The organism is Flavobacterium sp. DSR2-3-3 (genome assembly GCF_049896585.1).
GTDB lineage: Bacteria > Bacteroidota > Bacteroidia > Flavobacteriales > Flavobacteriaceae > Flavobacterium.
In genome coordinates this window covers 152,791-165,585 of the sequence record NZ_JAFCUP010000004.1, presented here as the reverse complement: position 1 = coordinate 165,585, position 12,795 = coordinate 152,791, and the positions used below count along the sequence as shown (strand labels likewise).

The 12,795-nt window shown below is 34.9% G+C and carries 9 protein-coding genes; 6 read left to right on the top strand and 3 right to left on the bottom strand.

Going from position 1 to position 12,795, the window contains the following annotated elements; all coding sequences use genetic code 11:
• Window positions 1-22: 22 nt before the first annotated feature.
• Complete coding sequence (locus tag ACP7AQ_RS07160) at window positions 23-775, bottom strand: glycerophosphodiester phosphodiesterase (RefSeq protein WP_426094966.1); 753 nt, start codon at window positions 773-775, stop codon at window positions 23-25.
• A gap of 265 nt (window positions 776-1,040) precedes the next feature.
• On the opposite strand from ACP7AQ_RS07160, the gene ACP7AQ_RS07155 reads away from it, so the two are divergent.
• The 5 genes from ACP7AQ_RS07155 (at window position 1,041) to ACP7AQ_RS07135 (ending at window position 9,751) form a co-directional block, all read left to right on the top strand.
• On the top strand, window positions 1,041-4,217 hold the full coding sequence (locus ACP7AQ_RS07155) for a carboxypeptidase regulatory-like domain-containing protein (protein WP_426094965.1): 3,177 nt from the start codon (window positions 1,041-1,043) through the stop codon (window positions 4,215-4,217).
• 251 nt (window positions 4,218-4,468) lie between these two features.
• Window positions 4,469-5,290, top strand: coding sequence for an energy transducer TonB (locus ACP7AQ_RS07150; RefSeq protein ID WP_426094964.1), 822 nt, complete (start codon window positions 4,469-4,471; stop codon window positions 5,288-5,290).
• 296 nt (window positions 5,291-5,586) lie between these two features.
• Complete coding sequence (lipA, locus tag ACP7AQ_RS07145) at window positions 5,587-6,486, top strand: lipoyl synthase (RefSeq protein ID WP_091203815.1); 900 nt, start codon at window positions 5,587-5,589, stop codon at window positions 6,484-6,486.
• Window positions 6,487-6,565: 79 nt separating this feature from the next.
• A complete protein-coding gene (gap, locus tag ACP7AQ_RS07140) occupies window positions 6,566-7,570 on the top strand; it encodes a type I glyceraldehyde-3-phosphate dehydrogenase (protein ID WP_426094963.1) in 1,005 nt (334 codons plus the stop codon).
• Window positions 7,571-7,585: 15 nt separating this feature from the next.
• Entirely contained in the window at window positions 7,586-9,751 is a 2,166-nt protein-coding gene (locus ACP7AQ_RS07135; RefSeq protein WP_426094962.1) for an ATP-binding protein, read from the top strand.
• 2 nt (window positions 9,752-9,753) lie between these two features.
• Here ACP7AQ_RS07135 and ACP7AQ_RS07130 read toward each other — a convergent pair whose 3' ends face one another.
• Both ACP7AQ_RS07130 and lpxK read right to left on the bottom strand, forming a co-directional pair.
• Window positions 9,754-10,566, bottom strand: coding sequence for a purine-nucleoside phosphorylase (locus ACP7AQ_RS07130; protein ID WP_426094961.1), 813 nt, complete (start codon window positions 10,564-10,566; stop codon window positions 9,754-9,756).
• Window positions 10,529-11,563, bottom strand: coding sequence for a tetraacyldisaccharide 4'-kinase (lpxK, locus tag ACP7AQ_RS07125; RefSeq protein ID WP_426094960.1), 1,035 nt, complete (start codon window positions 11,561-11,563; stop codon window positions 10,529-10,531). Before lpxK ends, ACP7AQ_RS07130 begins: the two co-directional genes overlap by 38 nt.
• A 135-nt stretch (window positions 11,564-11,698) precedes the next feature.
• Here lpxK and ACP7AQ_RS07120 point away from each other — a divergent pair, with 135 nt between their 5' ends.
• On the top strand, window positions 11,699-12,793 hold the full coding sequence (locus tag ACP7AQ_RS07120) for a Nif3-like dinuclear metal center hexameric protein (RefSeq protein WP_426094959.1): 1,095 nt from the start codon (window positions 11,699-11,701) through the stop codon (window positions 12,791-12,793).
• Window positions 12,794-12,795 lie beyond the last annotated feature (2 nt).

Below are 12,795 nucleotides of genomic sequence, written 5' to 3'. Positions count from 1 at the left end.
GCGAATACTGATTACTAAAAAATTATTTTATCACTCTTTCCGGATAATCCGTAATAATTCCGCTTACTTTAAGTCCTTGTAAATTTTTAATATCCACAGGTTCATTCACTGTCCAAGGATAGATTTTAAAATTATTCGCTTTCATTATCGCTACATTTTCAGCCGTTAAAGTTTTAAAATACGGATTTACTGCCTGCGCATCAAGCTCTTTTGCGGTTTTTATAATAGTCTCTATAGGATCTTTGTACGTAAGCAACCCAATTGCTATTTTTGTACTTAAAGATCTCATTTTTTGCAATTCTCCTATGCGAAAACTAGAAATAAAGAAATCTTTATTTCTCCATCCTTTTTTCTTATATTCTTCTATAATTCTGTACGTATCCGTTGCGGTATTAGTTCCTTTCAACTCAATATTAAGCACTACTCTTTTATCAATGGTCTCAATAACTTCTTGCAAAGTTGGGATTTGATGTTTTCCAGCAACCAAAACTTTTCTCAATTCATCGAAAGTGTATTCTTCAATTTTACCTTTTGCGTTTGTGATTCGATCCAAATCATCATCATGAAAAACAACCACTTCCCCCGTTTTTATTTTAAAAACATCTATTTCTAACATATCCGCTTTTAACTCGATTCCTTTTTCTATTGATGCCAATGTATTCTCTGCGGCATGCCCCATTGCTCCTCTGTGACCACAAACAACAAATTTATTTGAAGTGCAATTTGAAAATAATAGGACTACTGATGATGCCAATAATAGTTTAGTGAATTTCATAATTTTCATTTAAGTTTTTATAGTAAAAATAGATTATGCGGCAGTCTCAAATATTAAGGAAGGATTAAATTAAGACTATTTTATTTAAACAAATTCAATGATTTCAGTATTCAAATTGTTAACAAAATCGCAAAAAAAGGTTCTTTTCAAGCTCTTTTTTAGATTTCATTAACATAAAAGTATTCTAGTATTATTGTTAAAGTAACGACCATTTTTCAATTAGTCAATTTCTTTGTCAACACTAAAAAACAAAAAAATAGTATTCATGAAACAACTCAAATTATTTTTATTTACAATTGTGCTGACAGTATTTGTCGGCAATAAAAATTTTGCGCAAACTACTCAAGCGTCCATATCAGGTATCGTTTTAGGCGGTAATTCAGAACCTATAAAAGATGCAATGGTTCAAATTCGGAATGAGTCAACTGGATTTAAAACCAACTCCTTGTCTAATTTCAAAGGCGCTTTTACCTTCAAAGAACTACCGTTAGGCGGACCTTATACTATTAGCGTTACAGCTTTAGGCTTTGGAGAGCAACAGCGCTCCGGCTACACTTTAAATCAAGGTGATTTAATAAATATTGAAATGGTTATGCAAAACGACATGCAAAATTTAGAAGTCGTCGAAGTTGTAGGAAGAGGTTTGAAAAATAAAACAGGAAACTTAGGAGCAGCTACGGCAGTAACCGCAAAACTGATAAATGCGTTACCGGTAAACGGAAGAAATTTTACCAGTTTAATGGATTTATCGCCTTTGAGCAGAGGTGGAAATATTTCAGGGCAATTAGCTTCTTCCACTAATTACACGTTGGACGGAATGAATGCTAAAAACCCAACTTCGGCAGGATCTACAACAAGTCGAAGTGGTGCTCCTTACTCCATATCGATTGAAGCCGTAAGAGAATTCAAGGTCGTTACCAATCAATATGATGTAGGCTACGGTCGAAGTGGCGGTGGAACAGTAAGTGCTGTGACTAAATCAGGGACAAATGATTTTACAGGAAGTATGTTTGCTTATAATCGTGCAGACTGGCTGTCAAGCCCGTACGATATTAGAGGAAACAGACGTCAAAATGATTTTTCTACGTCACAATATGGTTTCACTTTTGGCGGACCAATCATAAAAGATAAATTGCATTTTTTTGTAGCATGGGACCACCAACAAGATTCCCGTCCATTAATTATAGCTGATGTTCAATCCGCAGAAGACGAATTACGTTTTAATGTTACAAGAGCCACATTAGATAATTTTGTAACTATTGCCCGCAATAAATATGGCGTTTCTAACACTCCACAATATGGAACTTTTGACAAAAAACGTAATTCTGATGCCGCTTTTGCTCGTATCGATTGGCAAATTGACAGTAATAATTTATTGACGGTACGTAATAACTTTACCTATGATAATAATAAACTAGGCTTACAAGATAATACGACCATCAATTTATATGAATCATATGGCGACGATTTTAATGTTGACAACAGTATTTTAGCTTCTTTACGAACAAAAGTAAATTCCAGAGTTACAAATGAACTAAAAGTGCAACATTTATATACTTTTCAAGACAGTAATCCAGGAGATCAATTGCCTTCGTTCAATATTCCACGTGCTGTTGTAGAAAATGTTGCTTCAACTATTAATGGAGCAGTAAGAACTTCGAATATCCAAATTGGCGGACACCGGTTTGCCCAAGAAAAATTCACCAATAATGTTTTTCAAATTGTAGATAATTTATACTTTAACACGGATAAAGTTAAATATACTTTTGGTTTTGATTTAATGCAAACCAATTCAGAATCTTTATATGGTAGCGAAGTAAATGGTCGTTTCCATTTTAATAGTGTTGCTAATTTTGACAACTTAACGCCTTATCGATATTATAGAGAAGTACCATTAGTAGCCGATCCTACCGTAACTTCAAATATATTAAACGCCGGAATTTATGGTCAGCTACAAACTAAAATTGCATTGGGATTAGACCTAACTTTAGGATTGCGATTTGATTATGCTAAATACCCGACCGCAACATTCAATCAATTGGTTTTTGATGAATTAGGCATTCGTACTGATAACAAACTTCAGTCAGCTATTCTTCAACCGCGAGTGCAATTATCTTGGGATGTGAATGAAGGCCACAAAGATTATGTTCGTTTAGGAGCTGGAATTTTTGCTTCCGATTTAAATAACTATGCGGTCATCAATAATCTATATTTTGATGGAAATCACACCGCTACTGTCGATGTACGATCTCCAAATGTTCCGATGCCAAATTTCATTAATTATCGAAATAATTATGCCAGTATTCCCACTTTGGATGCGTTTCAATTACCAACTATTAATTTCACAGGAACAAATGCTAAAGTACCGGTAGTCTATAAAGCAAATATATCGTACTCCCATTTCTTCACTGATAAATTAAAAGCAGGAATAGCAGGATATGCAACTTTAGGACGCAATAACTATGTTTATGTAGACCGAAATATGGTAGCAGATCCATTTTTTACTTTGGGCAATGAAGGAAATCGTGGTGTATATGTTCCTGCAAGTTCAATTCCGGCAAATGGCGCGGGAGACTGGATGCAAGGACGTATCAGCAAGAAATTAGGACGTGTTTTAGAATTAAACAGCGAAGGTAAAGTCAATCAATTTGCACTGGTTGCAGATGCTACTTACCGCTATTTTAAAGATGGAGAAATTTCTGCGAGCTACACCTTGAATGACACAAAAGACAATACTTCATATAACGGAAACGTTGCCAACACAGCAACTTTAGTTTTACCGGTAAAAGATGATCCAAGAGACTTGAGCAAAATGAGTTATTCAGATAATCATTTTCGACATAAAGTAGTGTTTTACGGAACATTGCCTACATTTTATGGTTTCAACGTTGGTGTTCGTTACTCTGGCATCGGTGGGACTCGCTACAGCTTAGTTTCAGGAGGAAATACAAATGCCGATTTTGTCGCTGCTTCAAATGACTTAGCGTATATTTTTGACATCAATGATCCAGCGGTTCCTCAGAATATAAAAACGGGATTAGAAACCATTCTTGACAACCCTGATGCAAGTCAAAGTTTGAAAGAATATATCAATAAATACTCTGGAAAATTAGCCGAAAGGAATGGCGGTGTAAATGAGTTTTATGGCCTTGTTGATGTCAGAATCAGCAAAAAGATTGCATTAGACAAAAAACAATTTCTGGAATTTACAGCTGATATATTTAATGTTGCCAATTTATTTAATAAAGAACGGGGTGTAAATAAATCTCTGGGAAGTCAATCATTATATGCTTTAGGCACACCAGCATCGGGAACAACAGCTGCAGTTCCCGGATTTGACAGCGCCAAACAACAATTTAACTACAGAGTAAACAATGCAGGACTTCCTTCGCTTTCAGGAAATCCATTTCAAATTCAAATTGGATTTAAATATGCTTTTTAAATCTTAAAAATAAATTATTTTAAACTTAACAGAGCGCATTCATTAATTTGAATGCGTTTTTTTATGAATACACAACTCTAAGATTGATTAATACAATAATTAAATAGAATAAAAGTTAAATTAATAAATATAATTTAACTAAAATCAAAAATAATTACTAAATTTATATACTAATACTTTTATTTTGCACGTTACCAATAAAAACTCTTCGCTTATGATTTAATTGTACTTAACCTCTAAAACCATAAATTATGTCAAAACTAAGCATTTACGAAACAGGCTGGATTAATCTTGTTTTTCAAGACAGAAACAAAGAATATGGTGCATATCAGTTGCGCCAAGAAAGTACTAAAACGGCATTAACGGCACTTTTTACCGGTGTGATTTTTATCTTCGGAGTTTTAAGTATTCCTGTCGTCAGTAACTATCTTAATCCTGGTAAAACTGATACGATAGGCATTCCCGAATTTACAAATATCACAGTGCGACTTACTGACATAATTCCAAATCAGCTAGAGCAAAAAAAATCTCTTCCTGCCGTAAAAACTAAAACTATTGATGTTCCCGCAAAAAGCGCCAAACTGGTAAACCCTGTGATCGTTCCGTCTTCAGAAGCCAATCAGGACATTGCAAAAATTACCGATAATACGACGGTAACAAATACAACTACAAAAGGAACAGGAATTGTAGGAGTCAATCCAACTTCATCGTCAGGAACAGAAACGGAAATCACATCAGTTGTTGATACAGGCAATACCATCATCAATAGCGTTGCATTAGATAAACTACCAGAATTTCCCGGCGGAATTAATAAGTTTTACAATTATGTTGGAAATAATTTTGAAGAACAAGAAATAGATGGCAGTGGTTCGATTCGAGTGTATGTTTCTTTTGTTATTGAAAGAGACGGAAGCATGACCGATATTCAGGTAAAAAGAGATCCTGGCTATGGTTTAGGAAAAGAAGCCGTCCGAGTTCTAAAATCCATTAAAACGAAATGGGTACCCGGAATGATTGCTGGAAAACCAGTGCGGACCGCCTATAATCTCCCGATTACAGTAGAGATGAATTAAAAAAAAGAAAAGCTTCAAGTAATTTTGAAGCTTTTCTTTTTTTAACCTTTTTATTTTTTTTACATTCTATCCTAAAACAATAAAAAGTCCGAACTCCTGATTGCAGCGGCATCCTGCGCTGTCATTGCGAGGAACGTCGCAATCAGCGTGAATCTAGCGGAAAACAGGACGACTATTCCCTAAGAACAAGTACATATTGTGCTCCTAAAGCATCCGTTTCTCTTTATTCAAATAAACAAATAAAGAAATCCACAAACAAGCAACTTTCCTTATCTTTGTGCTCTGAAAATTGATATATGGAAACTGTTTTAGAAAATACTTTACCTACCGGAACCCGAGGCGGAGCCGAATTGAGCGGAGCTAAACCAAAATGGCTGAAGGTAAAGCTCCCAATAGGCCAAAAATATACAGAGCTTCGCGGCTTAGTAGATAAATATAGTTTGAACACTATTTGCACTTCTGGAAGTTGCCCGAATATGGGTGAATGCTGGGGTGAAGGAACAGCAACATTCATGATTTTAGGAAATGTGTGTACACGTTCTTGTGGCTTTTGTGGTGTAAAAACTGGAAGACCAGAAACCGTGGACTGGGACGAGCCGGAAAAAGTGGCGCGTTCTATTAAAATTATGAATATCAAACATGCCGTAATCACAAGCGTTGACAGAGATGATTTGAAAGATGGCGGTTCCATTATTTGGATTGAAACCGTAAAAGCCATTCGAAGAATGAACCCAAATACGACACTGGAAACGTTGATTCCTGATTTTCAAGGTATCGAAAGAAACATTGACCGAATCGTTGAAGCGAATCCGGAAGTAGTTTCGCATAATGTAGAAACCGTTCGCAGATTGACACGTGAAGTACGAATTCAGGCGAAATACGACCGAAGTTTAGAAGTGTTACGTTACTTGAAAGAAAAAGGAATCAACAGAACAAAGTCGGGAATTATGCTTGGTCTTGGCGAGCAAGAAGAAGAAGTGTATCAAACAATGCGAGATTTGCGTGAAGTCAATGTCGATATTGTAACGATAGGTCAATACTTGCAGCCTAGTAAAAAACACTTGCCAGTAAAGGAATTTATAACGCCGGAACAATTTGCAAAATACGAGCAATTTGGTTTGGAATTAGGTTTCCGCCACGTAGAAAGCGGACCATTAGTTCGTTCCTCTTACAAAGCACAAAAACATATATTGTAGTCGACTGTCGTAAAGTCAGGAAGTCGAAAGGCTTCATATCTTGACTTTCTGACTTTCTGACTTTAAGACTTTAAGACTTATGATAAGAATTGCCATAAATGGTTTTGGAAGAATTGGAAGAAATTTATTCCGATTACTTTTAAACCATCCTTCAATAGAAGTGGTAGCCATAAATGATATCGCCGACAAAAAAACAATGGCCCATTTAATAAAATACGATAGTATTCACGGTGTTTTACCTTTTGCAGTAAGCGATTATGAGAAAGGAATATTGGTGGATGGAAAACATTTTTTGTTTTTTCATGAAAAAAATATTTCAAATCTGGATTGGAAAAGTCTTGACATTGATTACGTTGTGGAATCCACTGGGAAGTACAAAACTTTTGAAGAACTCAATTCCCATATTATTGCTGGTGCCAAAAAAGTGATTCTCTCCGCACCATCAGAAGTTGACACCATAAAAACGGTGGTACTCGGTGTAAATGATTTTATACTTGACGGTACGGAAACTATTATTTCAAATGCCAGTTGCACGACAAATAATGCCGCACCAATGATTAAAGTAATCAGTGAACTTTGCGGTATAGAACAAGCGTATATCACCACGATTCACTCTTACACGACGGACCAAAGTTTACATGATCAACCGCACAAAGACTTACGCAGGGCCCGCGGTGCAAGTCAGTCCATTGTTCCTACAACCACTGGAGCGGCAAAAGCATTAACGAAAATATTTCCGAAATTTGAAGGCAAAATTGGCGGTTGCGGTATTCGTGTTCCCGTGCCTGATGGATCCTTGACTGATATTACTTTTAATGTGAAACGTGCCGTTACCATAAATGAAATAAACGCGGCTTTTAAATCGGCAGCACAAACTACTTTAAAAGGCATTTTAGATTACACTGAAGACCCTATTGTTTCCGTTGATGTAATTGGCAATAAAAATTCATGTATATTTGATGCACAACTTACTTCTGTTATCGATAAGATGGTGAAAGTGGTGGGATGGTACGATAATGAGATAGGATATTCCTCACGAATAATTGATTTAATTCTTTTGACTGATATGAAAAACAAGCAATAAAAAAATCGGCTACGAATGAAATATTTTTTCGTTTATGTACTTTTTTTAAACACGCTACTGTTCGCTCAACCCAATGAGAAAACAGATAGCACCGCTTATTACAGCAGCTTGAGCAACTCATACGTTCAAGATAATGATTATAAAAATGCTTTACTAAATACGCAGAAAGCAATACTATATTCAGAAAAAAATAAAAACATCAAGGACCAAGCCTATCAAAATTTTTATCTTGGAAAACTTTACATTGATTTAAGAAAATATAACGATGCAGTTGAATCGTTATTAAAAAGCTCTGAATTATATGCCAACTTAGACCCTAGCTCAGATCAAGCTAACATGTATTACCATCTTGGCTTGAGCTTTATGGCAACAGCAAATTTTGACAGAGCCATACTTTACTTCAATAAGGCAAAATCAATTTACACCACATTAAATATTCCCGACACTGCTGAATTATTTACGCTTCAAACGGGACTTATTTACAAATCAAAAAATAAATTAGATTTAGCATTATCTGTTTTTAAGACTATCATTGCAAAACCTGACAGTCCTAATTTATCAAATACTAAAGCAGAAGCCTTGTACCAAACAGGAAGAATTGAAGCGTTTAAAAGCAGGAATAATTTAGCTTTAAATTATCTAAATAAAGCATTAGACCTCAATAGTAAAACTGAGAATCTGGAACAAAAATCTAATATTTTGCTTGCCTTGAGTACTGTATATGAAAAAATGTTAGATAAAAATAATGCCTATTTATACTTGAAACAGCATCTTAATCTAAAGGAACGAATTGCCATTTTAAACAATAAGAGACTTGGTATTGATGACTATACAAATTTTAAAGAATCCGAACGGTTAAAAGAAATTGTACAAACCAATGATGAAAACATAGAGCAGGCAAAAGCAAGTAAGTTTTCTAAACTGATTAGTATTCTGGCTGTAGCGTTGGTTTCAATTTTATCCCTGTTGAGTTTGTCTTTGTATAAAAACAATATCATCCGCAATCAGTCAAATTTATTGCTAAAAGAAAAAAATAAAGAATTAGAAATTGCGAAAGAAAAAGCAGAAAAAGCATCAAAAGCCAGGTCTGAATTTCTTTCGACAGTAAGTCATGAACTTCGTACACCGCTTAATGCCATCAACGGAATTACCCACTTATTATTGAAAGAAAAACCTAAGAAAACTCAAATGGATTATTTATCATCATTAAAGTTCTCAGGTGATTATTTAACAAAATTCATTAATGAAATTTTAGAAATAAACAAAATAGAATCGCACAATGCTGAAATAGAATATACAAGTTTTAATCTAAAACAACTTTTGACAGACATTCAAAATTCCTTAAAAGAATTGGCTTTAATAAACAACAATAATTTCACACTCAAAATAGACCATGCTATTCCTGACTATTTGATTGGAGACCCTACAAAACTATCGCAGATCGTAATGAATCTGATTAATAATGCCTTGAAATTTACTAAAAATGGGGATGTGAAGGTACTTGCCAAGCTCGGAAATTTAGTAGATAAAAATGCGACATTGTATTTTGAAATAACAGATACCGGAATTGGGATACCCCCAGATAAATTAGTCAGTGTTTTTGACAGCTTTTCTCAAGGTTCTACAGAAGTCAATCGCAAATATGGCGGCACAGGTTTAGGCTTGACCATCGTAAAAAAATTAATTACAATTCTTGGAGGACATATAAAACTAACAAGTACTGTTGGCCTAGGCTCGACATTTTCATTTGAATTGGCATTTAAAACAAGTGAAAAAACTTTACTTGTGGAAAAAACTTCAAAAATAGATTACGATTCTAAATTGTTAAACAAAAAAATCCTGTTAGTGGAGGACAATCGAATCAATCAAATGATTATCATGAAAATGCTTCTCAATAAACAAATAATTTGTGAAGTAATTGATAATGGTGAAGATGCTATTGAATTAGTACGAAAAAACAAATTTGATCTCGTTCTTATGGACGTTCATTTACCCGGCATCAACGGAACTATTGCTACAGAACTGATTCGAACATTCGATACAACCACCCCTATTATTGCTCTTACCGCAATATCATTAGATGAAAATCGCGAAATGTTATTATCATTTGGCATGAACGATGTTATTACTAAACCGTTCATACCAGAGGAATTTTACACCGTGATTGCAGGATATATTTAAAACTAATACTTTAAAATCAATTCTCTGATAAGGTTTCGCACTTTTGGTTCGGCTTCTTTAGCAGCTTCTAAAACTTCGTCATGAGAAATGGTTCCAATACTTTCTTCGTTACCCATATCAGTAATTACTGAAATACCAAATGTTTCCAAGTCCATATGACGTGCCACAATTACTTCAGGAACGGTTGACATTCCCACGCAATCCGCGCCCAAAATTTTTACCATTTTGTATTCGGCCAAAGTTTCAAAAGTTGGTCCTTGTAGACCCAAATAAATTCCTTCATGAACTTCTATATTAAGCTCCTTTGCTAATTCAGTGACTTTTGCAATCATTTTTCGAGAATATGGTTCACTCATATTTACAAAACGAGGTCCAAAACGTTCGTCATTTTTTCCACGCAACGGATGTTCAGGAGTCATATTAATATGATCCGTAATCATTACTACAGACCCTACTTTGTAACTTGGATTCACTCCGCCTGATGCATTAGAAACCACCAGTTTTTCAACACCCAAAAACTTCATTACCCGCACGGGGAAAGTAACTTCTGTCATTGAATAACCTTCATAATAATGAAAACGTCCTTGCATGGCAACTACTTTCTTCTCGCCTATTGTTCCAAAAACCAATGCACCTTTGTGCCCTTGCACTGTTGACACCGGAAAATTTGGAATTTCATTGTACGGCAAAGTAAATTTTACCTGCATTTCATCCGTAAAACTTCCTAATCCCGAACCTAAAATCACGCCATATTCTGGCTTAAAATCAATTCTTTCCTTAATATAACTTACTGTTTGTTGTACTTTTTCCCACATAATTTAAAATTGTTTTGTCAAAATTTTCACTTCCTGAAACGAAAGAACTTTGTATTGGTAAATAAAAAAGTTGTTCGTCTGGCAAACTTCCGTTTAAACGCACATAATCTTTTTCGGTGGTGATAATAATGTTGTTTTGAGCTACGTTTTTGATTTCTAAAATGTCTGTATCCGTAAAATTGTGATGGTCTGGAAAAGACAGACAGACATCATTTGTATCTTGTAAATAAGCGAAAAACGGTTCTGGCTTTGCAATTCCTGCCACCAATACTTTAGCAGCAACTTGAATTTCATTTACATTTATTTTTCGCTTCTCACCATAAATAAATTCTTCGTAAGCTATAAAAGTAAAGTACAATTCTTGATTTGCAGTAACTTTTAACCTCTTATTAATCTTATTCTGTTCGTCAAGCGAAAGATTAAAAGGACACTTAGTCACAATAATGACATCAGCTCTCTTTGCTCCACTTCGGCTTTCGCGTAAATTTCCGGTTGGCAGCATAAAATCATCCGAATATAAATCGCCGTAGGAAGTGAGTAAAATGTAAAATCCTGCCTTAACTTTTCGATGTTGAAAAGCGTCGTCTAGCAAAATTACTTCTGGCTTTTCAGGAAGAGATAGTAATTGTTCAATTCCGTTTTTTCTGTCGGCATCAACCGCAACTTGTATTGAAGGAAATTTTTGAAAAAATTGAAAGGGTTCGTCTCCTAGGATTTTTGCATTTGTACCAGCTTTCGCCAAAACAAAACCTGCAGATTGTCTTTTGTATCCGCGGCTTAACGTGGCGATTTTATATTTATCCGAAAGCAAGCGAATCAAATATTCGATTTGGGGCGTTTTTCCAGTTCCGCCAACGCTAAGATTTCCGACAGCAATAACAGGCAAATCAAAAGAATATGATTTTAAAACTCCCATATCGAAAAGAAAATTGCGAATGGTTGTTATGGTACCATATAACATGGCAAACGGAAACAACAATTTTCGCAGTAAATTCATTTTACGAAAGTAGAATAAATTATCTTTGAAATAAAAATCTAACACATATTTCACCAGTTTTCACAAATTAAAAATAACTATGATTGTTTGTGTAAAATAAAATTTGTGTAAATCTGTAAAATCTGTGTCAAAAACATGAAAATTAAAGAAATAATTTCTGTACTCGAAGAAATGGCGCCACTCGCCTATGCCGAAGATTTTGACAACGTCGGATTATTGGTTGGCGATCAGGAAATAGAAGCTACCGGAATTTTGGTTTGCCATGATGCTTTAGAAAATATAATTGATGAAGCGATTTCAAAAAACTGCAATATGGTGGTTTGTTTTCATCCTATCCTATTTTCTGGTTTGAAAAAAATAACAGGAAAAAACTACGTAGAAAAAGCCGTTATCAAAGCCATAAAAAATGACATTGCAATTTATGCCGTTCACACTGCTTTAGACAATCATCAGGAAGGCGTGAATAAAATATTCAGCGATGCACTGGGTTTGGTAAATACCAAAATCCTGATTCCAAAGCAACATTTCATTCGGAAATTAGTGACCTACACCATTGCTGAAAATGCGGAAGAAGTGCGAAATGCTTTATTTGATGCTGGCGCAGGAAATATTGGCAACTATGAAAACTGCAGTTTTAATTCAAAAGGAATTGGAACGTACATGGGAAATGAGCATAGCAATCCGCAAGTTGGAGAGCGATTTGAGTTTGTGCAAGGAGACGAAATAAAAATCGAAGTCACTTTCGAAAAACATTTGGAAAATAAAATCCTGAAAGCATTATTTAAAATTCACGCGTACGAAGAAGTCGCGTATGAAGTATATGAACTGCAAAACCAACATCAGAATATTGGCTTGGGAATGATTGGCGAATTGAAAAATCACATGAATGAAAAAGAGTTTCTGCATTTCGCAAAAGAAAAAATGCAGTGTGGCGGAATTCGACATTCCAGCTTTACTGGCAAAGAAATTAAAAAAGTGGCCGTTCTTGGCGGAGCTGGAAGTTTTGCGATAAAAAATGCAATTCAAGCAGGAGCTGATGCCTATTTAACTGCCGATTTAAAATACCATCAGTTTTATGAAGCCGAAAACAAGTTACTTTTGGCCGATATTGGACATTTTGAGAGCGAACGGTATACAAAAAATTATATTGTAGAGTATCTTCGAAAAAAAATCCTTAATTTTGCAGTTATTTTATCAGAAGAAAATTCAAATCCAGTTAAGTACTTATAGAA